At 65.7% G+C, this 25,395-nt stretch carries 16 protein-coding genes and 2 pseudogenes; 10 read left to right on the top strand and 8 right to left on the bottom strand.

What is annotated here, in order from left to right:
* Positions 1-47 precede the first annotated feature (47 nt).
* From coaBC to ATE67_RS15290, 4 genes and pseudogenes are all read left to right on the top strand, one after another.
* Positions 48-1,310: a bifunctional phosphopantothenoylcysteine decarboxylase/phosphopantothenate--cysteine ligase CoaBC gene (gene coaBC / locus ATE67_RS15305; RefSeq protein ID WP_058817527.1), complete on the top strand. Its 1,263-nt coding sequence runs from the start codon at positions 48-50 to the stop codon at positions 1,308-1,310.
* Positions 1,273-1,734: pseudogene (gene dut, locus ATE67_RS15300) on the top strand (dUTP diphosphatase); the annotation flags it as partial. The gene coaBC and the pseudogene dut, both read left to right, overlap by 38 nt.
* A gap of 99 nt (positions 1,735-1,833) precedes the next feature.
* Positions 1,834-2,586, top strand: a complete 753-nt coding sequence (locus ATE67_RS15295) for a HesA/MoeB/ThiF family protein (protein ID WP_058817525.1) — start codon at positions 1,834-1,836, stop codon at positions 2,584-2,586.
* Positions 2,574-2,939 carry a DsrE family protein gene (locus ATE67_RS15290; protein ID WP_058817524.1) on the top strand — a complete coding sequence of 122 codons (366 nt, stop codon included), beginning with the start codon at positions 2,574-2,576 and terminating at the stop codon, positions 2,937-2,939. The genes ATE67_RS15295 and ATE67_RS15290 overlap by 13 nt, the downstream gene beginning before the upstream one ends.
* Here the strand turns inward: ATE67_RS15290 and ATE67_RS15285 are convergent.
* From ATE67_RS15285 to ATE67_RS15260, 6 genes and pseudogenes are all read right to left on the bottom strand, one after another.
* A complete protein-coding gene (locus ATE67_RS15285; RefSeq protein WP_058817523.1) occupies positions 2,936-3,661 on the bottom strand; it encodes a class I SAM-dependent methyltransferase in 726 nt (241 codons plus the stop codon). The genes ATE67_RS15290 and ATE67_RS15285 overlap by 4 nt on opposite strands.
* Complete coding sequence (prfB, locus tag ATE67_RS15280; protein WP_058817522.1) at positions 3,658-4,785, bottom strand: peptide chain release factor 2; 1,128 nt, start codon at positions 4,783-4,785, stop codon at positions 3,658-3,660. The genes ATE67_RS15285 and prfB overlap by 4 nt, the downstream gene beginning before the upstream one ends.
* A gap of 73 nt (positions 4,786-4,858) precedes the next feature.
* Positions 4,859-7,375: a penicillin-binding protein 1A gene (locus tag ATE67_RS15275; protein WP_058817521.1), complete on the bottom strand. Its 2,517-nt coding sequence runs from the start codon at positions 7,373-7,375 to the stop codon at positions 4,859-4,861.
* A 59-nt stretch (positions 7,376-7,434) separates the two neighbouring features.
* Complete coding sequence (locus ATE67_RS15270; RefSeq protein WP_058817520.1) at positions 7,435-8,580, bottom strand: DSD1 family PLP-dependent enzyme; 1,146 nt, start codon at positions 8,578-8,580, stop codon at positions 7,435-7,437.
* Complete coding sequence (locus ATE67_RS15265; protein ID WP_058817519.1) at positions 8,577-9,830, bottom strand: D-arabinono-1,4-lactone oxidase; 1,254 nt, start codon at positions 9,828-9,830, stop codon at positions 8,577-8,579. Before ATE67_RS15265 ends, ATE67_RS15270 begins: the two co-directional genes overlap by 4 nt.
* Positions 9,831-9,885: 55 nt before the next feature.
* Positions 9,886-10,671: pseudogene (locus ATE67_RS15260) on the bottom strand (N-acetylmuramoyl-L-alanine amidase family protein); the annotation flags it as partial.
* A gap of 712 nt (positions 10,672-11,383) precedes the next feature.
* On the opposite strand from ATE67_RS15260, the gene ATE67_RS15255 reads away from it, so the two are divergent.
* From ATE67_RS15255 to ATE67_RS15230, 6 genes are all read left to right on the top strand, one after another.
* Complete coding sequence (locus ATE67_RS15255; RefSeq protein WP_197411968.1) at positions 11,384-13,957, top strand: Rne/Rng family ribonuclease; 2,574 nt, start codon at positions 11,384-11,386, stop codon at positions 13,955-13,957.
* A gap of 144 nt (positions 13,958-14,101) precedes the next feature.
* Positions 14,102-15,505 (top strand): M48 family metalloprotease, encoded by a 1,404-nt coding sequence (locus ATE67_RS15250; RefSeq protein ID WP_082660407.1) that lies wholly within the window; start codon positions 14,102-14,104, stop codon positions 15,503-15,505.
* Positions 15,506-15,562: 57 nt separating this feature from the next.
* The gene (locus ATE67_RS15245; RefSeq protein ID WP_058817518.1) at positions 15,563-17,149 is read left to right on the top strand and encodes a DsbA family protein; all 1,587 of its coding nucleotides are present in this window, start codon (positions 15,563-15,565) and stop codon (positions 17,147-17,149) included.
* A complete protein-coding gene (locus ATE67_RS15240; protein ID WP_082660406.1) occupies positions 17,146-18,753 on the top strand; it encodes a tetratricopeptide repeat-containing sulfotransferase family protein in 1,608 nt (535 codons plus the stop codon). Before ATE67_RS15245 ends, ATE67_RS15240 begins: the two co-directional genes overlap by 4 nt.
* Before the next feature lie 142 nt (positions 18,754-18,895).
* Positions 18,896-21,295: a TonB-dependent receptor gene (locus ATE67_RS15235; protein WP_058817517.1), complete on the top strand. Its 2,400-nt coding sequence runs from the start codon at positions 18,896-18,898 to the stop codon at positions 21,293-21,295.
* 4 nt (positions 21,296-21,299) lie between these two features.
* Positions 21,300-22,658: an APC family permease gene (locus ATE67_RS15230; protein WP_058817516.1), complete on the top strand. Its 1,359-nt coding sequence runs from the start codon at positions 21,300-21,302 to the stop codon at positions 22,656-22,658.
* Here the strand turns inward: ATE67_RS15230 and ATE67_RS15225 are convergent.
* Positions 22,620-24,224: a phytoene desaturase family protein gene (locus tag ATE67_RS15225; protein WP_058817515.1), complete on the bottom strand. Its 1,605-nt coding sequence runs from the start codon at positions 24,222-24,224 to the stop codon at positions 22,620-22,622. The two genes, ATE67_RS15230 and ATE67_RS15225, sit on opposite strands and share 39 nt — an antisense overlap.
* On the bottom strand, positions 24,221-25,387 hold the full coding sequence (locus ATE67_RS15220; protein ID WP_058817590.1) for an aromatic ring-hydroxylating oxygenase subunit alpha: 1,167 nt from the start codon (positions 25,385-25,387) through the stop codon (positions 24,221-24,223). Before ATE67_RS15220 ends, ATE67_RS15225 begins: the two co-directional genes overlap by 4 nt.
* Positions 25,388-25,395 lie beyond the last annotated feature (8 nt).

Raw genomic sequence — 25,395 nt, 5'->3', positions numbered from 1 at the left:
GCGGCAAAGGAATCGGGCCTCCGGTTTCGCGAACAGAATGGACCCGCATGGCCGCTCCGCGCATATTGCTGATCATCGGGGGCGGGATCGCGGCCTATAAGGCGATCGAGCTCGTCCGCCTGCTCCGGAAGTCGGGATATGTCGTCCGCTGCGTCCTGACCCGCGCCGGTGAACAATTCGTGACCCCGCTGACCCTCGCCGCGCTGTCCGAGAATAAAGTATATACAAATCTTTTCGACCTGAAGGATGAGGTCGAGATGGGGCATATCCAGCTGAGCCGCGAGGCCGACCTTGTCGTCGTCGCGCCCGCCACCGCCGATCTGCTGGCAAAGATGGCGGCGGGCATCGCCGACGATCTGGCAACCACTTTACTGCTGGCGACCGACAAGCCGGTGCTCGCCGCGCCCGCGATGAACGTGCGCATGTGGCTGCACCCCGCAACGCGTCGCAATGTCGCGACCCTGCGCGGCGACGGCGTGACGGTGATGGAGCCCGACGAGGGCGAAATGGCATGCGGCGAATATGGTCCCGGCCGCCTGCCCGAACCGCAGGCGATCAAGGACGCGATCGACAAGGCGCTGAAGGACGCGCCGCCGCCGATCCCGCTGACCGGCCAGCCTGACTTTGCCCCCGCGAACCATCGCCCGCTGTTCGGCCGCCGCATCCTGATCACCGCCGGGCCGACGCACGAGCCGATCGACCCGGTGCGCTACATCGCCAACCGGTCGAGCGGGAAACAGGGCTTCGCGATTGCCGCTGCTGCCGCCGAGGCCGGCGCCGAGGTGCTGCTGATCGCGGGGCCCGTCGATCTACCGACGCCCCCCGGCGTGATCCGCGTCGACGTCGAGACCGCAACCGAAATGGCGGCCGAGGTCGAACAGGGCCTGCCCGTCGATGCCGCGGTCATGGTCGCCGCCGTCGCCGACTGGCGCGCTGCCGACACGGCGCCGCAGAAGATCAAGAAGGACGGCAGTGGGGCCGTCCCGCCGCTCGCGCTCGCCGAAAATCCCGATATTCTCGCTGGCGTCGCGAAAAGCGCCCAGCGCCCGCCGCTGTTGATCGGCTTCGCCGCCGAAACCAATGACGTCATCGCGCATGCCAAGGCCAAGCTTGTGCGCAAGGGCTGCGACTGGATCGTCGCCAATGACGTGTCCGCCGATCCGATGGGGGGCGAGACGAACCGCGTACATATCGTTAGCAATAAGGGCGTAGACAGCTGGGACCGGCTGCCCAAGGACGCCGTGGCCCGCAAATTGATGGAAAAGATCGCCGATGAGCTCGAAATCCGCGCACCCGCTCAAACCGATTGAGATTGCTATCCAGCGTCTGCCGAACGGCGGCGGCCTGCCCCTGCCCGCTTATGCATCGGGCGGCGCGGCGGGGATGGACGTCGTCGCGGCCGAAACGCTGACGCTGCGCCCCGGGGCGCGCCATGCGGTCGCGACCGGCTTCGCAATGGCGATCCCGCCGGGTTACGAGGTGCAGGTGCGCCCGCGTTCGGGCCTCGCGCTCAAATATGGCATCACGTGTCTCAACACGCCGGGTACGATCGACAGCGATTATCGCGGCGAAATCAAGGTGATCCTCGCGAACCTGTCGGAGGACAATTTCGAGATCGCGCGCGGCGACCGCATTGCCCAGCTGGTTCCCGCCCCTGTCCAGCGCGCCACCTTCGCCGAGGTCGAGACGCTCGACGAAACCGCGCGCGGCGCGGGCGGCTTCGGCTCGACCGGCGTTGCCAGCGACGCCAGCGACGACGTGATCGAGGATGACAATATCCCCGAAAATGTCGGCTCGCTGTCGGCGATGAAGACGCGCCAGCCGGGCGAATAGGTGTTGCTCGGCGACGCCGAACTCGACCGCTATGCGCGCCAGATCATCCTGCCCGCTTTCGGCGGCGCGGGGCAGACGAAGCTCAAGGCCGCGCATGTCGCGATCATCGGCGCGGGCGGGATCGGCTGTCCGGCGATCACCTATCTGGCCGCCGCGGGCGTCGGCAGGCTGACGATCATCGACCATGACCATGTCGAACTGTCGAACCTGCAACGCCAGCCGCTGTTCACCGACGCCGATATCGGGTCGCTTAAAGCCGAAGTCGCGGCCGATGCCGCGCGGCGGATCAATCCGCATGTCGAGGCGGTCGCGGTCGCGCAGCGCCTTGGTGCGGGCAATGCCGAAGCACTGCTTGCAGGCGCAACCCTCATCCTCGACGGCTGCGATAATTTCGCTACGCGGCTTAGCGTCAATCGCGCCGCAGTGGCGCTCGAAACCCCTCTGCTTTCGGCCGCGATCGGCGCGTTCGAAGGACAGATAGCGCTCTATCAAGGCTGGCGCCCCGACAGCCCATGCTATGCCTGCCTGGTCGGCGACGATCCCGACCGCCCGGGCATCAACTGCGCCGAACAGGGTGTGATGGGAGCGCTCGCAGGGATGATCGGGACGATGGCGGCGCTCGAGTCGGTGCGGGCGCTCACCGGTTGGGGGCAGCCGCTCGCGGGCAAGCTCGCGATCGTCGACATGCTCGAGCGCCGTTGGCGCGAGGTCAGCGTCGCCAAGGAACCGGAGTGCCCGATATGCCGGGGCTGAATATCATCGTCGCATCGGCCGACGGCCAGCGTTTCTATGCAGCGCTCGAAGCCGCCGCAGCCGCGGCGGCGCTGGGCCGTCCGGCGCGCATCTTCCTGCAGGGCGAGGCTGCAGCGCTGCTCCGCACCCCCGTCGCGTTCGATGGCGACATCGGCCGGCGCGCCGCGGGGCAGCCCGACCTCGTGTCGCTGATCGCGGAGGCGATGGCGATGGATGTGCGCCTGATCGTTTGCCAGTCGGGCATGGCGCTTATCGGCATGACGGCGAGCGAGTTGGTGCCGCAGGTTCGCACTGGCGGACTCGTCAGCTTCCTGTCCGAAGCCGGTCCGACCGACCAACTCCTCACCTATTAGGGGTTCTTGCAGACCGTGATCGCGTCGGGCGCCGGGCGTTTGCCCTGGGGCACGAAGCGCGCGAGATAGCCGCCGGCGTGCGCCTTGTCATCGTAGGAAACGAGCTTGTAGCCGACCGCCTCGAACTCGCAGACCAGCAATCGAAAGGGGGTGCCATGATCGGCGATCGGGCGGTCGCCGTCGACGACGATCACCTGCCCGCCCGCGCGCAGCGCCGGGCGCAGCCGCCACAGAAAGGCATAGGGCTCGCCGATCTCGTGATACATATGGACCATGAACACGCGATCGAAGCTGTTCGCGGGCAGCCGCGGATCGTCGACCGCGCCGAGCTTCAGCGAGACATTGTCGAGCCGTTCGCGCGCGACGCGGTCGGCGAGGCGCTCGATCACTTCGGGCTGGATGTCCTGCGCGAGCACGCGGCCAGTGCTGGCGACACGCGGCGCGAGGCGGACCGTGTAATAGCCGTCACCCGCGCCGATGTCGGCCACGGTCATGCCCGGGCGGACGTCGGCCGAATCCATGACGTCGTCGGCCTCGTTGACGCGGTCGCGCGCCTCCTCGGTCGACCATTTGGTCGAGACGGTCGGCGCGACCGGGCGGTCGGCCGGCGGAAACTCCTGCGCGGTTTCGACCCGCTCGCCATCGTCGCTCCACGGCGCGTCGCACCCGCCGAGCAGCGGCAGCGCCGCCAATGCGGCGAAAGCGACCGCGGTTCGGATCAATCGATGTCCTCCACCTCGACCTTTTCGCCGGTCACCTTCTGCGACAGCGCCGCGGCCATGAAGGGATCGAGCGCGCCGTCGAGCACGTCGCCGGGCGCCGTCGACGTCACGCCGGTACGCAGATCCTTCACCAGCTGGTACGGCTGGAGCACATAGGAACGGATCTGGTGGCCCCAGCCGATCTCGGTCTTGGCCTGATATTCGCCCGACGCCGCGGCTTCGCGCTTCTGGAGTTCGGCCTCGTACATGCGCGCTTTCAGCATCCCCATCGCGGTCGCGCGGTTCTTGTGCTGCGAGCGGTCGTTCTGGCTGGCGACGACGATGCCGGTCGGAATGTGCGTGATGCGCACCGCCGAATCGGTCGTGTTGACGTGCTGGCCGCCCGCGCCCGAGGCGCGATAGGTGTCGATCTTGAGGTCGCCCTCGTTGATCTCGATCTCGATATTGTCGTCGATCACCGGATAGACCCATACGCTGGAAAAGCTGGTGTGGCGCCGCGCCGAGCTGTCGTAGGGCGAGATACGGACAAGGCGGTGGACGCCACTCTCGGTCTTGGCATAGCCATAGGCATTCTCGCCCTTGACCAGCATCGTCGCCGATTTGATGCCCGCCTGCTCGCCCGCCTGATATTCGACCAGCTCGACCTTGAACCCGCGCTTTTCGGCCCAGCGGCTGTACATGCGCTGAAGCATTTCGGCCCAGTCCTGACTTTCGGTGCCGCCGGCGCCGGCGTGGACTTCGATATAGGCGTCGTTGGCATCGGCTTCACCCGCGAGCAACGCCTTGATCTTGTCCTCGTCGGCGCGCGCCGCAAGCACGGCCAGCGAGGCGACCGCATCGTCGATCAGCGCCTCGTCGCCCTCCATTTCGGCAAGCTCGATCAGCTCGACCGTGTCATCACGCTCTTTTTCGATGGCGCGCGTCGCGGTGATCGCCTCGTCGAGGCGGCGGCGTTCGCGCATGACGTCCTGCGCCGCCCTGGGATTGTCCCATAGCGTCGGGTCTTCGACCTTGGCGTTCAGCTCGTCGAGGCGGCGCACCGCGCGGTCCCAGTCGAGGAAACGGCGCAGCAGCGCCAGCGCGGCATTGATGGTGTCGACATGATCCTGCGCTTCGGCGCGCATGGTCTTTGCTCCTGAAATTCGATGCGACCGGCCATAGAGGCTCGGCTGCGTGTGACAAGCCAGATTACCGGCGTCAGATAATCCCGCCGCGGTCGTCGAGGAAGTCGCTGTCGGTGCGGCCGCCATTGCCCTTTTGGGCAGGGCCGGTCGTCCGTTTCGGCGTCTTGATCGATTTGATTTCTTCCTCGCGGATCGTTCGGCGCGGTTCGCTTTCGGGCTTGAACGCTTCCCAGATGATCGCGGATTTCGGGTCGGTGCCCGGCCAGCTGCCATAGACACGGCGGCCCGATTGACGGTCGATGCGCACCATCCGCACTCCCTTCGGCGCCGTGAAAGGCACCGGCTGGCGATCGTTCAGCGCGGCAATCGCGAAATCCTTGAAGATCGGCGCCGCCAGGCTGCCGCCCTGTGCATAGCCACCCATGCTGCGCGGCTGGTCGAAGCCGATATACATGCCGGCGATGACATCGGGGGTGCCGCCGACGAACCAGACATCGTTCGGCCCCGACGTCGTCCCCGTCTTGCCGAACAGGGGTACGCCCAGATCGCGCAGCCGCACCGCGGTGCCGCGCTGGACGACGCCTTCGAGCATATGCACCACCTGATAGGCGGTGATCGGGTCCATCAGCTGCTTGCCCGACTTGGCGAAGCGCGGCATCGGCCGGCCGTCCCAGTCGGACTTGTTGCAGCCCTCGCACGGACGCCAGTTCTTGGGGAAGATCACCTTGCCGCGGCGGTCCTGTGCATAGTCGATCAGGCGCGGCTTCAGCTCGCGCCCATGGTTGGCGAGCATCGCATAGGCATTGGTGATCTTCTCCACCGTCGTCGATCCGGCGCCGAGAGCGGTCGACAGATAGGGTTCGTGCTTGCCGATACCCATCGTGCTGATCGTCTCGACGATCGGCTCCATGCCGATCTGGCTCGCCGCGCGCACCGTCATCAGGTTGCGCGACTGTTCGAGGCCCCAGCGCATCGTATGCTCGCCGCTGCCCCCCGCGCCGCCGAAATTGCGGAAGCATTTGTTGCCGAAGCGCGCACCCTGATAGACGCAGAACGGCCCGTCGATGATCATCGTCGCCGGGGTCATCCCGTTATCGAGCGCGGTCGCATAGACGAAGGGTTTGATCGTCGAGCCCGGCTGGCGTTCGGCCTGCGTCGCGCGGTTAAAAGGTGACAAGCGCACGTCAAAGCCGCCCTGCATCGCGTAGATGCGGCCCGAATGGGGGCTTTCGACGACCATGCCGCCCGACACCTCGGGGATATTCTTGAGCGCGTAGACGCCCGGAGCCGTCGCCTTGACCGCGATCAGGTCGCCGGGGCGCATCGCCGAGAAAGCGCTGCCCCCGGTCTTCCGATAGCCCTGCGTCGCAGCACCGGCGGGCAATGTGCCGGTATCGCCGTTCGCGAAGCCGATTCGCGCCGCGGCGGCCGATTTGGAGAGCACGGCGGCGATCCGCCAATTGTCGTAATCGATGCCGATGAAGCTCGACGCAAGGCGGCTCTGCCACTGGTCGTCGGCCTCGATCGTCGCGATCGGCCCCGACCAGCCCTTGCCGGCATCATAGCGCTGCAATCCCTTGCGAAGCGCCATTGTCGCAGCGACCTGCATTTTGCCGTCATAAGGCGTGCGAACCCACAGCCCGCCGCCATAGACCGACAACGGCCCGTCGTCGGACGTTTCACCGAACTGGGCAATCAGCTGGCGCCGCACCTCCTCCATATAATAGCCGCCGACCTGCGCGATCGCCGTATTGCCGCTGTTGGTGAGGCCGAGCGGCATCGCTTGCGCGGCGTCACGCTGCGGCGCGGTGATCCATCCGTTACGGAACATCTCGCTCAGCACGAAATTGCGGCGCGCCATCGCCTTGCCGGCATTGCGCGCGCGGCCATAGGTTTCGGGCGCTTTGGGCAAAATAGCCAGGAACGCCATTTCATGGAGCGCCAGCTGGTCGACATCCTTGTCGAAATAGGCCCGGCTCGCCGCCTGTACGCCGAAGCTGCGCCGGCCGAGCGGAATTTCGTTGAGATAGAGTTCGAGGATTTGTTCCTTGGTCAGCGCCGCCTCGATGCGCCGAGCCAGAATCAGCTCGCGAATCTTGCGGGTGTAGCTGAGCTCGTTGGTCAGCAGCAGGTTCTTCGCGACCTGCTGGGTGATCGTCGAGGCCCCGATCGGGCGGCCACTGCTGGTCAGATTGGTGATCATCGCGCTGGCGATGCCCGGATAGTCGATGCCGCCATGCTCGAAGAAGGTGCGATCCTCCGCCGCCAGATAGGCGCGGACGAGCAATTGCGGATATTCGGCATATTCCAGCTGGACGCGGCGCTCGCGGGCATAGCTGTGGACCGGCTTTCCTTCGCCGTCGCGCACCATCGTCGGCAGCGGCGGCTGATAGTCGCGCAGCTGGTCGACCGAAGGGAGATTGCGCGCGAAAATCACCCAGATCAGGATCAGCCCCAGCAACCCCGCGCCTGCGGCGTAACCCAGCCAGCGGAACCAGCGGCGGGTCCACATCTCGCGGACCCAGGCGATGACGGCATTGCTGTCGCGGCGCAGACGCAGTCGAAAATGGGACATGGTGTCGGAGGACATATGGCGAAGCCTCTAAAGCCTGCGCGGACGAAAGGGAAGCATGGTTGCGGCGGGTTGGGCTACCTCGCCCGGCCGCGGGCGCTGACCGACCAGATGGCGACGAGCGTGTCGCCTTCGACGACATGATAATGGTCGTAAAGGTTCACCGTGGGGTCGCAGTGCGGGACCGTCAGCGTCACCGGGTCACCAGGCGTCAGCCGTTCGCCGATCTCCGGCGCGACCAGCGCCGCATGTTCGTCGCCCATGAAAACGAAGAGCGCATCTTCGGGCGCCCCGCGCCGCACGACCGCGACGCCGCCGTCGGTCGACAGCGACTTATAGCCTGCGTCGATCGTCACCAGACCCGGACGATTGGCGCTGACCACCCGCGCATCGACCCCCAGCGAGGTCTCGAACGGCACCGCGCCGTCGCCGGTCAGGTCGCAATCGAGATATTGCTTGTCCATGAAGACGTAACTGCCCGTCTGCAGCTCGGTGAAAACGCCGAGGTCGAGGTCGATCCGGTGCGTGCCCGTGCCCGATCCGGTGATGATTTCAGGCGCGAAGCCCGCGTCGATGAGCGCCGCGATCACACTTTGCAGATATTCGGTGCGCTCGACGATCGCGGCTCGGCGATCGGCAAAGCCCTCGATGTGCTGTTCTCGCCCGCAATAATATTGAACCCCGCGCAGCTTCAGTCGCGGCAGCTTGGCGATCTTCGCCGCCAGCTCGACCGCGGCTTCGGGCGAGGCCACACCCGTGCGCGCAATCCCCGGGTCGATGTCGATGAGGACATCGAGCGTCGCGCCTTCGCTCGCCAGCGCTGCATCGATCCGTTCGGCGACGCCGGGATGATCGACCGTCGCCATCAGCCCCTCGGCGCGCCTTGCCAGCGCCGCAAGCCGCTCGATCGCGTGCGGCGCGGCGATGGGCGAGGTGACGAGAATGCCGGTGATGCCGCCCCCGGCCAGCACCTCGGCCTCGCCGATCTTCGCGCAGCACACCCCCGACGCGCCGGCCGCGATCTGGCGCTTCGCGATATCGACGCTCTTGTGCGTCTTCGCATGCGGGCGCAGCCCGACGCCATGCTGCGCGGCGAGCGCCGCCATCGCCGCGATATTGCGGTCGAGCGCCGCGAGATCGAGCACCAGCACCGGCGTGTTGAGATCGGCGCGCGAGCCTTGGCGGCCGATCAGATGCGCGTGCAGGGTCAGATCGTCACTCATGAAAACAGGCTCTCCAGATGCGGGTTGACGAACTTACCCTGCGGGTCGATGGTGCGGCGCACCGCGCGATAGCGCTCGGCCATCGGATATAGCGCATCGACATCGCCGCGGGTCAGCGTGTGGCGCTTCGCCCAATGCGGCCGACCGCGATGGGCGCGAAAGATTGCTTCGGCGTCGGCGAACAGGTCGGCCCAGGGCATCTTCGCATATTGGTGCATCGAGATCGCCGCGACCGGCCCCGCGTTCATCGGGCTCATCCAGATATCGTCGGCGGCGACGGTGCGATATTCGAAGGGGAAGGTCACGGGCAGACGCTTCTTGCGGATCCAGCCGACCACTTCGTCGAGCGCAGCCAGTCCTTCTGAGCGCGGCAGCTCATATTCCATTTCCTCGAAACGGATCGTGCGGTCCGAGGGAAAGATCGCGTGCGCAGGGCCGCGGCGGCGGCCCTCGAAGCGGGACCGCATCATCGTGCGCTGGAGCATCGGGGTCAGGAAGGGCAGCTTCGCCGCGACATCGAGCACGCGCCGGAACGCCGTCTCCTCCATGTCGGTCGTCGATGGCGGCGGATCGCACGGATCGCACGGCTCCAGCGTCTTCAGAATCACGTCGTCGGCGTGCGGGAAGAACCAGAATTCGATATGCCGGTGCTGCTGCGCCAGCGCGTCATAGCTCTCGCGCACCTCGGCCCAGCGGCGCTTCTCGATCCGTTCGGCAAGGTGAAACGCGGGGACGACCGCGACCTCGATCTCCGTCGCGACACCGAACAGGCCGAGCGACAGGCGCTGCGCCTGATAGAGGTCGGGATCAGTTGCCGCGTCGCACCAGCGCGCCTCGCCGTCGGCGCCGATCAGCTGGAAGCCGCGCGCCATCGTCGACAGCGAGCCGAGATCGACTCCGGTGCCGTGCGTCCCCGTCGCCATCGCGCCGGCGAGCGACTGCGGATTGACATCACCCTGGTTGGCGAGCGCCAGGCCCTCGTCCCACAATGCCGCGGTCAGCTTTTTGATGCTCCACCCCGCCGGGATACGCGCGACCGTACGGTCGGGGGCAATGCTGATCTGGCCTGGAAGCGCGTCGAGACCAAGGATCAGCTCGCTGGATTCGCAAAGCGGCATGAAGCTGTGCCCGGCGCCCGTGGCTCGGACTTTCGCGGCGCTGCGGATCAGCGCCGCGAGTTCATCCTCGCTTTGCGGCCTTGTGATGTCGGCGGGCGCGGTGACGCTGCCCGACCAGTTGCTCCACGCCATGCAACTCTCCCGTCGCCGGCAAGCTGTCGGCGGGCCGGTCGATGGTCAAGACGATTCAGCGTGCCGCGGCAATCTGCCGTGCGAAGTGGATCTGCACCGCATCGCGCACTCCGCGCGCGACCCTCCTTTGTCCCGCCGATGAGGCGAGGAATTCGGCGTCGTCCTTGTTGGAGATGAAGCCTGTTTCGAACAGCACCGACGGTGTGTCAGGCGCCTTCAACACCACGAATGAGGCGAAGCGATGCGCGGTCGTGCGGAATTTCATGTCATCCGCGGCCTCGCGCTGGAGCAGACGGGCGAAATCCGAGGCGACGTTCATCGTCTCGCGCTGCGTCAGGTCGATCAGGATCGACGAGACGTCGCTGCTGTGCGCGCCGAGATCGACGCCATTGATGATGTTCGCCTTGTTCTCGCGCGCCGCGAGCCGCGCCGCCTCGCGGTCGGAGGCGACTTCGGAAAGGGTATAGACCGATGCGCCGCTGGCGCCTTCATTCTCCGCGGCATCGGCATGAACCGAAATGAAAAGGTCGGCCTTCATCCGCCGCGCGATGCCGAAACGCTCTTCGAGCACGAGGAACCGATCGTCCGAGCGGGTAAGCGCGACGCGCACGCGGCCGCTCGCGACCAGATCGTCACGGATCGCCTTGGCAAGCGCCAGCGTGATGTCCTTCTCGCGCTTGCCGCTGTGCGGGCTGATCGCGCCGGGATCGTGCCCGCCATGCCCCGCGTCGATCACGACAAGCGGCAGGCGCGGGTTGTTCGGCCCCCGGATCGTCGGCAGTGGCAGCGCCGGCTTGGGCTTGCCGATCGGTACGGTGACGCTGTAGCGCTTTTTCGGTCTATCGGCCCAAAAATGGACGCTATCGACGATCGGACGCGGCACGAAGGATCGCCATGCATCCAAAGGCTCCGACTGCGGCGGCGCAGCCGTGAGCAGAAGAGCCAAGATCATCGTCATTCCCATTCCCGGCCATGCTCCGGACCGTCCAACAGGCCAAATCTCCTATTAACGGAAGCATGTCAAACGACCGTTAACCCTGCTGAAGCGGCGAACAGCTTGTATTGAGGAGCCCCTCCCCCATCTTTTATCCGGAGGCGGAGGTTGCCGTCGGCCCATGCCGATGCTAGCACCCCCTCCACTGACGGTGTCCTTCCCGGCGCCGTCCGGCCTTTTGAGGGGAAAGGTCTGGTCTCGCGCGAATCGCGGATCATGGCCGCCCTGGCGCCGGACAAGCCGGGAAAGACGCTTTTCCGTCAGTCCACCCGGATGATCGGGCAGCCGGCGCGGCTTACCACCGCCCTGTTTTTCCCGCTCACCTGAGAAACAGGTTGATGCTGCATGAGGCTTGCCATGCCCTCTTTCGATCGCGACGCAGGCGGCTTTGCCCCTGCTTATGTCGCGGCGGGAGACCGCATGCGCGTCCACGACCGGACGCGGGCCGCGCGCGGCAATAACGGTATTTTTTCTTTGAACCCTATCGACCGCCGCCTGCCCCCCGGGACGGGCGCGGCCTTTTTGTTTGGCGCGCTGCGGCGCGCCTGGAGTAATAATGATGACCACGCGCATGTTGATCGACGCGCGGCACCGGGAAGAAACCCGGGTCGCCGTCACCAAGGGAAACCGAATCGAGGAGTTTGATTTCGAGTCCGCAGAGCACAAGCAGCTCAAGGGCAATATCTATCTGGCCAAGGTTACCCGCGTCGAACCGTCTCTGCAGGCGGCGTTCGTCGAATATGGCGGCAATCGCCACGGCTTCCTGGCCTTCAGCGAAATCCACCCCGACTATTACCAGATTCCGAAGGAAGACCGCGAAGCGCTGCTGCGCGAAGAGGCAGAGCACGCCGCCGCCGCGGCGCAGCGCGCCGAGGACGACCTCGACGAACTCGAGGGCGATGTCGCCGACGTCGAATATCATGACGACGACAATGGCGACGCTCCGCGCGCGCCCGAAACCGTCGGCGAAGACGATGGCGACGAGCATGATGAGCAGGACGACGCAGAGGATAACGGCGATGAAGGCGGCGAAGAAGCCCGGGAAGGCCGCGGCGATCGCCGCCGTGGCCGTGGCAAGGGCGGACGCAACGGCCGCAAGGGTGGCCGCGGCCGCCGGGGCGGCGAAGATGACGAAGGCGAAAACCGCATGTCGCTGCGCCGCCGCTACAAGATCCAGGACGTCATTCGCCGCCGGCAGGTGATGCTGGTGCAGGTCGTCAAGGAAGAACGCGGCAACAAGGGCGCGGCCCTCACCACCTATCTGTCGCTCGCCGGCCGCTATTGCGTGCTGATGCCGAACACGATGCACGGCGGCGGGATCAGCCGCAAGATTTCGAACGGCGCCGACCGCCGCAAGCTGAAGGCGATGATCGACGAGCTCAACCTGCCGCCGACGATGGGCTGCATCGTGCGCACCGCCGGGATGAGCCGCACCAAGGTCGAGATCAAGCGCGACTTCGACTATCTCGCGCGCCTGTGGGACGAGATCCGCGAAAAGACCTTGGGATCGAGCGCGCCGGCGCTGATCCATTCGGACAGCGACCTCGTGAAACGCGCCATTCGCGATATCTATCACAAGGATATCGAGGAAGTGCTCGTCGAGGGCGACGAGGGCTATAAGGCGGCGAAGCAGTTCATGAAGCTGCTGATGCCGAGCCACGCGCGGCGCGTGAAGCAATATGCCGATCCCGTTTCGCTCTATCAGCGTTACGGCGTCGAGGACCAGCTCGCCGGGATGCTCAATCCCGTCGTGCAGCTGAAATCGGGCGGCTATCTGGTGATCAACCCGACCGAGGCGCTGGTGTCGATCGACATCAACTCGGGCCGCTCGACGCGCGAGCATAATATCGAGCAGACCGCGCTCAGCACCAATCTCGAGGCTGCGGCCGAAATCGCCCGCCAGCTGCGCCTGCGCGACATGGCGGGCCTGATCGTCATCGACTTCATCGACATGGATCACGGCTCGAACGTCCGCAAGGTCGAGCGCGCGATGAAGGACGCGCTCAAGAACGACCGCGCGCGTATCCAGGTCGGTCGTATCTCGGGCTTCGGCCTGATGGAAATGAGCCGCCAGCGCCTGCGCACCGGCGTGCTCGAAGCCTCGACCCGCCCGTGCCCGCATTGCGAAGGCACCGGCCTCGTCCGCACCGCCAGCTCGGCGGGCCTCAGCGCGCTGCGCCTGATCGAAGAGGAAGCGGCGCGCGGCCGCGGCAGCAAGATCATCCTGCGCGCCAGCCAGGAAGCGACCTTCTACCTCCTCAACGAAAAGCGCCGCGAACTGCGCGAGATCGAGGAACTTTACGGCGTCAGCGTCGAGATTCTGCCCGACGGTGAGACCGAGGGCGCACGCATGGCGATCGAAGTCGGCGGCCCGCCCCCGACCCAGCGCCGCAGCTTTGCGCCGATCGCCCCGATCGAGGATGACGACGACGATATCGTCGACGAGGACGAAGAAGAGATCGAGGAAGAGGAAGCAGCCGAAGAGCGTCCGGCTCGACGCGAACGTCCCGAGCGCCAAGAGAGCGAGGAGAGCGATGGAGACGGCCGCAAGCGCCGTCGCCGCCGCCGCCGAGGTCGCCGCGGTCGCCGCGACGAGGAAGGTGGTGAAGGCGCCGAGAGCGACGCAACCGCCGAAGGCAGCGAAGATGTCTCTGACGCTGATGCGCCTGCCGAAGAGGCGGCGCCGGTAGCAGCTGAGGCCGACGACGCCGAAGCCAAGCCGAAACGCCGCCGCGGCGGACGTGGCCGCAAAAAGGCCGGCGACGCCGAGGCCACGGAACCGGCAGAAGAGGTTGCGCCTGTCGAGGCCGCTGCCGAGCCGGCTGCCGAAGAAGCACCCGCTGCCGAGGAAAAGCCGAAGCGCAAGCGCGCGCCGCGCAAGACCAAGGCGGCCGCAGAAGCCGATGCAGCCGAAGCATACGCTTCGGAGGCCGTGGCTGTGGAAGAGGTGCCCGCCGAAGCGACATCCGCCGAGGCCGAAGCCAAGCCTGCACCGAAGAAACGTGCAAGCCGCGCCAAGAAAGCCGTCGCTGCCGAAGCTGCTTCCGAGCCCGCGACCGCGGGCGATGCTGAAGGCGAGCCCGGCGATGGCGAACCCCGCCGCGGATGGTGGCAGCGCACGTTCGGCAACTGATCGGCCAAGCCGATCGGACGGCAATCGATCGACGGCAACTGGTCGCAGAAGCGATACGCTACGCTTGCGTCCGCGCGCGCTGAACCCCAATAAGTCCCAATGGCTTCACTTGCGGTTCAGGCGCGCGGCGCAAGACAGGCGGCGATGACCGCCTTCCCGCCGTCCACCCTGTCCGGCGTGCATTCATTGCGCGCCTTTTTCCGGTTCCTGCTGACGCTCGTCGCGATGATCGCGGTGACGGTGCAGCCCGCCGCCGCGCAATCGATCCTCCGCGATGCAGAGACAGAGGCGCTGTTCCAGGACATGATGGACCCGCTGCTCGTCGCCGCAGGCCTCCAGCCCGGGCAGGTGCGCGTGCATCTGCTAGGCGACCGCAGCATCAACGCCTTCGTCGCCGGCAGCCAGGACATCTATGTCTTCAGCGGGCTGATCGAGGCTGCCGACAGCGCCGAAGAGGTGCAGGGCGTGCTCGCGCATGAACTGGGGCACGTCATGGGCGGCCACGCGATCCGCATCAACGACGGCGCGAAGGCCGCGACCGGCATCTCGCTGCTGAGCCTGATCCTCGGCGCCGCTGCAATGGCGGCGGGCGGCGGCGAAGCCGGCATGGGCATCTTGATGGCGGGCCAGCAGGCCGCACTCGGCAAGTTCCTTGCCTTCAGTCGCGTACAGGAATCGACCGCCGACGCCGCCGGTGCGCAATATCTGTCGAAAGCCGGGATCAGCGGCCGCGGTAGCCTGGCCTTCTTCAAGAAGCTCCAGAATCTCGAATTCCGCTATGGCATCAAGCAGGACGACGATCAGGCCTATGGCCGCACCCACCCGATGTCGGGCGATCGCATCCAGGCGCTGCGCGAGGTCTATGTGATCGATCCCGCGTGGCAGAAGCCAGCGGATCCCGTCATCGAAGCGCGTTTCCAGCGGATCAAGGCGAAGCTGTCGGGCTATATGACCGAACCCGAGCGCACGCTGCGCAAATATCCCGAGAGCAACACCAGCATCCCGGCCCGCTACGCCCGCGCCTATGCTTGGCATAAAAGCGCCTATCCGCAAAAGGCGCTGGGCGAGGTCGAGGGTCTGCTCGCCACCAATCCGGCCGATCCCTATTTCCTCGAACTCGAGGGTCAGGTGCTGCTCGAATCGGGCCGGCCGAAGGAAGCGATCCCGGCGCTGCGCAAGGCGGTCACGCTGTCCCGCTCGCAGCCGCTGATCAGCGCGACGCTGGGCCACGCGCTGATCGCGACCGAGGATCCGGCCAATTATCCCGAAGCCGAAGAGGTGCTGAAGACCGCGGTCGCGCTCGACAACCAGAATCCGTTCGCCTGGTATCAGCTCGGCATCGTCTATGCGAACAAGGGCGATCAGGCGCGCGCCGCGCTCGCTTCGGCCGAACGTTATCAGCTCGAGGGTCGACAATCGGCGCTCGCGCTGCGTAACGCCGAAATGGCGATGCAGGGCCTGCCGCAGGGATCCCCCGACTGGATCCGTGCACAGGATATTTCGCTCGTCGCGCGCGCCGAGGTGGAAGCCGAGCGCAAACGGCGCTAGATTCGCAAGCGACAATGTGGGGGCGCGTCGTGGTTTGAAGATGCGCAAGGGCAACAAGTGACTGACAAAAAAGACGATTATTACCAGCCGTGGGTTCGCGATCCGGCACCGACGCAGGGCGCGGCGCCGCCCCGCGAAGAAGGCCTGGCCAAGCCCAAGGACGAACCGCCGGTCGGTATCGACCTTGCGCGCTACAAGGCGGCGGAAAAATCTCAGGCACCGCTGGTCAAGCCCGAAGCGATCAAAGCGGGCGCCGCGACCCTGTGGGACCGCGTTCGCGACGGCGCGGAGGCTTTCGCGGACTGGACGATCGACGTCGGCGAACGCGCCGACATCCCCGCGCGCGTCGAGGCCATGGAAATTCCGCGCCGTTCGCGCGAACTCGCCGCGAAAACGGGGGCGCTCACCGCGCGCGCCGCGCGCGCTGTCGGCAAAGGATCGGCCAAGGCGAGCCGCGCGGCCGCGAAGGCGAGCGGCGATGCGTGGGAAAGGATGGCGCTCGGCGACAAGGTCGCAAGGCTGTCCAGCAATGCTGGCCGCGGTCTCGGCGAGGTCGCCGACAAGACCAAGGCGGGCCTCGGCAATGTCGCCAAGGCGAGCAGCGAGAGCATCAAGGAGAGCTTGGGCGAGGCCGCGACCAAATTGCGTCCCGCGCCGCGCGAGGAGTTGACGCCGCCGGTATCGGGCCTCGAACAATTGCTCGCTCGCGAAGAAGCCGAAGCGCGTACGGCCGATCCGGCTTCTTCTACCCCCGACCTGCCGCTGTTCGCAGGCGAGCCGGTCGCAGCGATCGCCCCGGCACCGAAACCGGCGAAGACGAAGGCCGCAGGCGCCTCGCCGGCGCCGTCGGTTTCGGGTCCGGCCGACGACGAACGCACGCCCTTTCGCTCAGCCCCGCGTCCGACCGTCCCCGCAAATCCCCTTCCGGCGCCGCTGTGGGCGCTCGCGCTCGGCGCGGTGCTGCTGCTCGGCGCAACCTTCTGGCTCGGCGGCCGCTTCGGCGGCGGGATGAGCAAGGGCGAGGTCGAAACCATCGTCGCCGACTATATCAAGGCGAACCCGAGCATCATTCCCGAGGCGCTGGAGGCGCAGCGCGACAAGGAAATGGCCAAAGCAGTCGATGCCGTCCGCCCCGCGCTCGAAAAGCCCTATGCCGGCGCCTGGGCGGGCAATGCCGACGGCGACGTCACGCTGGTCGTCTTCACCGACTATGCCTGCGGCTATTGCCGAGCGAGCGTGCCCGACGTCGACCGGTTGATCCGCGAGGACAAGCGCCTGAAGGTCGTGTTCCGCGAGCTGCCGATTATCGCGCCGCAGAGCCGTGACGCCGCGATGATGGCGCTCGCCGCGGCGCGGCAGGGTAAATATGACGCCTTCCATCACGCCATGTTCGCCGCTTCGTCGCTCGACCCGTCGGCGATTGCGGCGGCCGCCGAACGTGCGGGCGTCGTCACCGACGGCAGCGCCGACGCGACCGCGAACGAAGCGATTTTCCAGCGCGAACTCGACAGCAACATGGCGCTCGCCTCGCAGCTCCAGCTCAACGCCACGCCGACCTGGGTGGTCGGCGACCAGCTCTTCCAGGGACAGGTCGGCTATGATTCGCTGAAGCAGGCGATCGGCAAGGCGCGCGCCAAAACATGATCGGCGCGACGACGGCGCAGCAAGCAATCGACGCCGCCCTGCGCAATCCGGCGATGGTCAGCGCGGCGCAGGCGCTGGCCGAAAACCGGCTGCACGACGCCGAGCCCCTGCTCAAGGCACGGCTTCGGCAGAACCCGTTCGACGTGGTGGCGATCCGTATGCTGGCCGAACTCGCGGGGCGTATCGGACGGATGCAGGATGCCGAAAACCTGCTCCGCCGCGCGGTCGAGCTCGCCCCCGATTTCCTGACCGCGCGCTCGAACCTCGCCACCGTCCTCCACAAGACCGCGCGGTCGTTGGAGGCGATCGCGGTGCTCGACGAAATCGCGGTGCTCGACCCTGATAGCATGGCCAACGCCAATCTGCGCGCCGCCGTGCTGGGGCGGATCGGCGAATATGACGAGGCGCTGGCGATCTACGCCGAGGTCCTCGAAAAGCGGACCGATCATCCCAAAATATGGATGTCTTACGGCCATATGCTGAAGACCGTGGGCCGCCAGCAGGACAGTATCGCCGCCTATCGCCGCGCGATCGCAATCCAGCCGGGCCTTGGCGAAGTGTGGTGGAGCCTCGCCAATCTGAAAACGGTGCGCTTCGACACCGACGATATTGCCGCGATGCAGAGGGCGATCGACCAAGGCAAGCTGAGCGCCGAGGATCGGTTCCACCTGCATTTCGCGCTTGGCAAGGCGCTGGAAGATCGCGACGACAGCGACGCGGCCTTTGCCCATTATGCCGAGGGCAATCGCCAGCGGCGCGCGCTGATCGGCTATGACGCCGCGGACACGCGTGCTGAGGTCGAGCGGACCCAAGCGGTCTTTACCCCCGCCTTCCTCGCCAGCCGCGCTGGCCAGGGCCATGCGGCGCCCGACCCGATCTTCATTCTGGGTATGCCGCGTGCGGGATCCACGCTGATCGAGCAGATTCTGGCCAGCCACTCGGCGATTGAGGGCACGATGGAATTGCCCGACATTCCGATATTGGCGGCGCGGGCGAAGGCCGCCCATGGCGGCATCGCCGGAATTGATGCAGCCACGCTCGCTGCGCTGGGCGCCGAATATCTCGACCGGACGCGGGTGCAGCGCAAGACCAGCAAGCCGCACTTCATCGACAAATTGCCGAATAATTGGCAGCATGTCGGCTTCATCCACCTGATTCTGCCCCGCGCAAAGATCATTGATGCGCGCCGCCATCCGCTCGATTGCGGCTTTTCGAACTTCAAGCAGCACTTCGCGCGTGGCCAGGGTTTTTCTTATGCGCTCGACGATATCGGTCATTATTACGCCGATTATGTCGCGCTGATGGATCATTTCGATCGCGTCCTGCCAGGTCGCGTGCACCGCGTTTTCCACGAAAGACTGCTCGACGACCCCGACGCGGAGGTCCGCGCGATGCTCGCCCATATCGGCCTCGATTTCGAGGAGGCCTGCTTGCGCTTCCACGAAAACGACCGCGCGGTGCAGACCGCGAGCAGCGAACAGGTGCGCCGGCCGATCAACCGCGATGGCGTCGGACAGTGGCGCCGCTTCGACCGGCATCTGGGTCCACTGCGCGACGCGCTGGGGCCGGTCCTCGGCGATTATCCGTTCAGCACCGCGTCCTGACCCGCGACCGACGCAAAATTGTTGCTATTCGGCAACAATCGCCAGCTTTTCGCACCTGCAACATAGGTGCCGGTCGAACAATCCTTGCGTTAGGGATCGACCTGATTCCTTATACCGACATCGGCATATTGAGGGGTCTTTTATGCGAGCTTCCAACAAAATCCTTTCGCGAACGAGCAGCCTCCTCCTCACCACGACGATGCTCTGCGCATCCGGCGCGGCGATGGCACAGAACGCGCCCGCGGACGAATATAGCGGTAATGAAATCATCGTCACCGCGCAGAAGCGCGAGCAGAATCTGCAGGACGTCCCGATCAGCATCCAGGCGCTCGGCGAATCGCGCCTCGAAAATGCGCAGGTGTCGAGCTTCGACGATTATCAAAAGCTGCTGCCCAGCGTGACCTCGCAAAGCTTCGGCCCCGGCCAGGCGCAAATCTTCTTTCGCGGCGTGACCAGCGGCGGCGACGGGCTGAAGATCGGGCCGCTGCCGACCAGCGGCCTTTATATCGACGAAATCCCGGCGACGACGATCGGCGGATCGCTCGACTTTCACGTCTATGACATCGCGCGGGTCGAGGCGCTCGCCGGACCGCAGGGTACGTTGTTCGGGGCCAGCTCGCTCTCGGGCACCCTGCGCATCATCACCAACAAACCCGATACGAGCAGCTTCTACGGGGCCGTCGATGCCGAAGTGAACAAGTTCGGCAAGGGCGATTTCGGCGGGTCGATCGAAGGCTTCCTGAACCTGCCGCTGTCCGAAAAGGCGGCGCTGCGCGTGGTCGGCTTCTATCGCAAGGACGGCGGGTATGTCGACAATATCCCCGGCACTCGCACCTTCACGCTCGACGATGCTGCAAGCGATCCGAACAACCTGACCAACCTGACTGTTAACAACAGCGCGCTGGTCGAAGACGACTATAACGATGTCGAAACCTATGGCGGTCGCGCCGCGCTGAAGATCGACCTCAGCGAAGATTGGACCGTTACGCCGCAGATCATCTATCAGCGCCAGAAAAGCAATGGCGGCTTCCTGTTCGATCCGCGCAAGGGCGACCTCAATGTCACCGACTATTTGCCTTCGCGCAATCTCGACCGCTGGTATCAGGCGGCGCTGACGATCGAGGGCAAACTGAGCGACTGGGACATCGTCTATTCGGGCGGCTATTTCGAGCGCAAGGTCGATAATTTATCAGATTATTCTTATTATTCAGTTGCTTATGACACATACGGCTATTATGCGACCTATTTCAAGGATCAGGCCGGCAACTTCATCGATCCGACCCAAAGTTCGATCCTGGGCGACCGCTACACCAAGCAGACGCACGAATTGCGCGTCTCTTCGCCCGCCGAGGACCGCTTCCGCCTGACCGCTGGCCTGTTCTTCCAGCGCCAGACCGACGGCATCCGGGCGAATTACAATATCGAAGGCATCGGCAATGCGCAGCCGTCGGTGTGGATCACGCCCTTTCCGGCGAGCATGGGCGACCCCGACACCATCTTCCTGACCCGGATCAAGCGCACCGACCGCGACTATGCCGCCTTTGGCCAGGTCGAATTCGACCTGACGCCCGACATCACGCTGACCGCGGGCGGGCGCGCCTTCATCGCGCACAACACGATCTTCGGCTTTTCGGGGTTGAACAGCGGGGGCACGCTCGCGACCTGCTTGCCCATCGATTTCACGCCCGACCGGCCGTGTAACAATGTCGACAAGAAAAATGTCGAAAGCGGCGTGACCTATAAATTCGGTGCGAGCTGGAAGCTGACGCCCGACAATATGGTCTATGCGACGCTGTCGAAGGGTTTCCGCCCCGGCGGCAACAACCGGCGCCCCGGCATCCTGCCTTTCCGGTCGGATACGCTGACCAATTACGAGATCGGTAGCAAGAACAGCTTCGGCCCGTTCACGCTCAATCTCGCCGGCTTCTACCAGAAGTGGAAGGACCTGCAGTTCGGGCTGGTGCCGCTCAACAACAACGGCATTACCAACACCTATAACGCCGGCAACGCGCGCATCTATGGGCTCGAAGGCGACATCGGCTATCGCAGCGGCGGGTTCAGCGTCGTCGGCGCGGCGACCTATATCGACGCGCAGCTGACGACCGACTTCTGTCAGGTCGATCCGGCGACGCAGAATATCGTGTGCGACGGCATTACGCCGCCGGCGGCGCCCAAGGGCACTCGCCTGCCGGTGCAGCCGAAGTTCAAGGGCAATATCACCGCGCGCTACGAATTCGAGATGGGCGGTGGAAACAAGAGCTTCGTCCAAGGCACCGCCAATTACCAGGGTGGCACGCGCACCTTCCTCACCGATGCCGATTTCGCGGCGGTCGGGCCGACGAAGGGCTTTGCAACCTTCGACTTCTCGGCCGGGACCGAGTTCAACGGCTGGTCGATCGAGGCCTATATCCAGAACGCCTTCGACAAACGCGGCGCGCTCAGCCTCAACACCTTCTGCGCGACAAGCTTCTGCGGCCCCTATGCGCGAACCTATCCGATCAAGCCGCAGATTTTCGGATTGAGGGTCGGCACGGAATTCTGACCGGGTGACCGATTTGCCAACCAACAACGAAAGGCCGGGCCAAAAGCTCGGCCTTTTGATGTGCGTCGCGCTCGGCATGGGCAATATGATCGGCTCGGGCGTGTTCCTGCTCCCGCGCGATCTGGCGCCTCTGGGGTGGAATGCCGTCATCGGCTGGGGCGTATCGATCGCGGGGACGCTGTGCCTTGCCGTCGTTTTCGCGCGGCTCGCGAAGCGGCTGCCCGAGGGCTGCGCAGCCTTCACCTATGGCGCCGCGGCCTTCGGTCCCGGCACAGGCTTCATCGTGGCGTGGAGTTACTGGATCAGCTGCTGGACGGTCGTCGCGACGCTCGCTGTCGCCGCCATCAGCAACATGTCGATCCTGATGCCCTGGCTCGCCGAGGCGGGCTCTCTGCCCGCGTGGATCGCGATCGGCTGCATCTGGTTCTTCACGCTCGTCAATCTCGCCGGTGTGCGCCGCGCGGGCGGCGCGCAACTGCTGACGCTCGGGCTCAAGCTCATCCCGGTGGTCGGCGCGGTGCTCGTCGGCGCCTGGGCGCTCGGCACCGGCGCCGCGCCGCCGCCGACGATGGCGAGCACCGAGCCGGTCAGCCTGTCGGGCGTCAGTTCGGCGGCGACGCTGACCCTGTTCGCGCTGCTCGGCTTCGAAAGCGCCTGCGTCGTCAGCGACCGCGTCAAGGACCCCGAACGCACGATCCCGCGCGCAACCGTCATCGCAGCGGGAGCGACCGGGCTGCTCTATCTCCTGTCGTGCACGACGGTGACGCTGATGGTCCCTGTCGAGACGCTCCAGCAATCGAACGCCGCCTATGCGACCTTCTTTTCGCGGCTGGTCAGCCCCGAGGCGGGGCAGGTCGTCGCGCTGTTCGCCGCGATCGCGGCGCTCGGCGCGCTCAACGGCTTCGTGCTGCTGCAGGGCGACATCCCGCGCGATCTGGCGCACCGGCGGCTGCTTCCCGCCGCCTTCGCACGCGACAATCAATTCGCCTCGCCGTGGATCACGCAGATCGTGTCGAGCGGGCTCGCGAGCGTCATCGTCTACGCCAATTATTCACGCGGGCTCGCCGACCTCTTCGCCTTCATGGTCAAGGTCACGACCTCGACCGCGATCATCCTCTATATCGTCGGCGCCGCCGCGGCCTTCTGGCTCGAACGCCGCGGCGCGATCAGGATGTCGACGGGCTTTGCCGCCGCGACGATCGTCGGCTTCCTCTACAGCGCCTGGGCCTTTTACGGCGCGGGGCTCGAGGCGAGCCTGTGGAGCCTTGTGATGACCGCCGCAGGCTTGCCGATCTATGTCCTCATGCGGCGCTCGGCGCCCCCCTCAACGCCATTTGGGCGCGAAGAAACCCCGGTCGCGTAGGATCACCTGCGCGGCATTATGCCCCGGCGCGCCGGTGACGCCGCCGCCCGGATGCGTGCCCGCGCCGCACATATAAAGCCCCTTGAGCGGCCCGCGATAGGCGCCGTTGCCGAGCACCGGGCGCGCCGACCACAGCTGGTCGAGGCTCATGTTGCCGTGCATGATGTCGCCGCCGACGAGGCCGAACTTGCGTTCGAGGCCCTTGGGGCTGAGGATCTGGCGCCCGACGATCGAGGCGCGGAAGCCCGGAGCGTGCGCCTCGACGGTATCGATGACGGTATCGGCCGCCTTGCCTTCCTCGGCGTCCCAGTCGCGTCCGTTCGGAAGCTCGGGCGCGAACTGCTGGCAGAAGAGGCTGGCGACGTGGCAACCCGGGGGGGCCAGGCTGTCGTCGACGGTCGAGGGGATGAGCATCTCGACGATCGGCTTCTTCGACCAGCCATGGTCCTTCGCGTCGAGGAACGCCTTGTCCATATAGTCGAGCGTCGGGGCGATGATGATCCCCGACTGGTGATGCTCGCCCGGCTCCGGAAGGCAGGTGAATCGGGGCAGTTCGCTGAGCGCGACATTCATGCGGAAGGTGCCGCTGCCCGCCTTGAACGCCTTGATCCGGCGGCGGAATTCAGGCGCGATATCGCCCTCGCCCATCATCCGCTCGTAAAGCAGCTTCGGCCCGACATTGGCGATCACCCGCGCCGCGGCGATTTCCTCGCCGCCGACCAGCTTGACCCCGACCGCCTTGCCGCCATCGACCAACACCCTGGCGACCGGGCTTTCGAGGCTGATCTCGACGCCCAAGTCGCGGCAGACCTTGGCCATCATCTGCGTGATCGCGCCCATACCGCCGACGCTGTGGCCCCATGCGCCCTTCTTGCCATTCACTTCGCCGAACACGTGGTGGAGCAGGACGTAGGCGCTGCCCGGCGTGTCCGGGCTGGCATAGTTGCCGACCACCGCGTCGAAGCCGAAGGCGGCCTTGACCGCCTCGCTCTCGAACCAGCTGTCGAGGAAGGTGCGCGCCGACTTGGTGAAGAGTTCGAGCACGTCGCGCTGCTGCGACAGGCTGAGCCTGGTGAGGCCGCGCCCCTGCCGCGCGGCGTCGATCAACGTCTTGAAGCCGTCGCCCACATTTGGAGGCGACTCCAGCGCAAGATCACGCAGCACGTCGGCGACACCTTCGAGCATGTCATAATATTCGGGTAGGCGCGCCGCGTCGTGCGCCGAGAAGCGCGCAAATTCCTTTTGCGTGCGTTCGAGCCCGCCGCCGAGTTTCAGATAGCCGCCATCCTCTTGCGGCAGGAAGTTGCTGATCGGCCGCTCGATCACGCGATAGCCATGATCGGCGAGCTTCATGTCGGCGATGACCTTCGGCTGGAGCAGGCTGACCGTGTAGCTGGCGACCGAATTGCGGAACCCCGGTGCAAATTCCTCGGTCACCGCGGCGCCGCCAACGACGTCCCGCGCCTCGACGATGCGCACCTTCAGCCCCGCTTTGGCGAGATAGAAGGCGCAGACGAGGCCGTTGTGGCCGGCGCCGATAATCAGGGCGTCATAGGCTTTGGTCATGCTTTGCTCCATCCCGCACGCGGGGCTTGTTCGAGGCGGGATTCGGGGATCAGGTCGCGCATCCGGGCGCAGAAATGCTTGAGGCAGACTTCCTTGTCGCTGAGCGGTCCCATGGTGAAGCTTTTCGACTGCATGCCCTGCTGGACGCGGGTGATCAGTTCGGTGTCCTCGGCATTGACCTGGCGGTTGATGCGCCAGTTCAAATAGCGCGCGGCCTTCATCTCGCGGCGCTCGTCGGGCAGGACGTAGCTGATTTCACGGATCAGGCAGGTCGTCGGCCCGGTCGGCAGCCATTGCATGAAATCGACCTGGTCGGGATAGATGTCGAAGGCGACGTTGGGCCACAGCTTGAAATAAAGCCAGTGGCGCTGGTTGGCGTCGGGCAGGTGCGGCACCGGGGGCAGCAGCCGCTGATACAGGCGCTCGGACCAATTGGCCGACGGGCGGTCGATCAGATCGCCCCACATGCGGTCGACATGATCGGTTGCCTCGACCCCATAGCTTTTACCGAACAGGCGCGTGAGGCCGGGATGCGCGACGGGGATGTGGAGGCCGTCCGAATAATTGTCGCCGACATTCTTCCAGTTGACCTTGCGCGGGCGCAGCGTGACGCGGCCGAGCGCGCCGAGTTCCTCGAAACGATAGGGGGCGACCTGCGCCTCATAGGGCGCCATCATCGAAGCGACCGAGGGACCGCCATCATCCTCGAGCCGGACGAACCAGAAGCCGCGCCATTGTTCGAGGCCGACAGGGACCAGCCCCGCCTTGCCCCTGTCGAGCGTCGGATAGCTCGCCGAATCGGGCACGCCGGTCAGCCGGCCGTCGAGTTCATAGGTCCAGGCATGATAGGGACAGACGAGCTTCTTCGCGCAGCCCGCCGCGCCATCGACGAGGCGCGAGCCGCGGTGGCGGCAGACATTGGTGAAGGCGCGGACGGTGCGGTCGGCGCCGCGCACGACGATGACGCTTTCGCCGCAATAGTCGATGCTGTGCCAGTCGCCCGGGTTCGGGATGTCGCTGTCGTGGCAGACGACCTGCCAGCTGGGGCGGAAGATGCGCTCCAGCTCGACCGCGTAGAAATCGGGATCGCTGTAGGTCCACGCCGGCAGCGACCAGCCGTCGAGCGGGTCGATGTTGTCGAAAGTGTCGCGCAGCGTTGCCATGAGTCGAT

The sequence above is a fragment of the Sphingopyxis sp. H050 genome (genome assembly GCF_001468265.1).
Classification (GTDB): domain Bacteria; phylum Pseudomonadota; class Alphaproteobacteria; order Sphingomonadales; family Sphingomonadaceae; genus Sphingopyxis.
The sequence above is the reverse complement of the archived record's forward strand: the minus strand, read 5'-3'. Positions and strand labels throughout refer to the sequence as shown.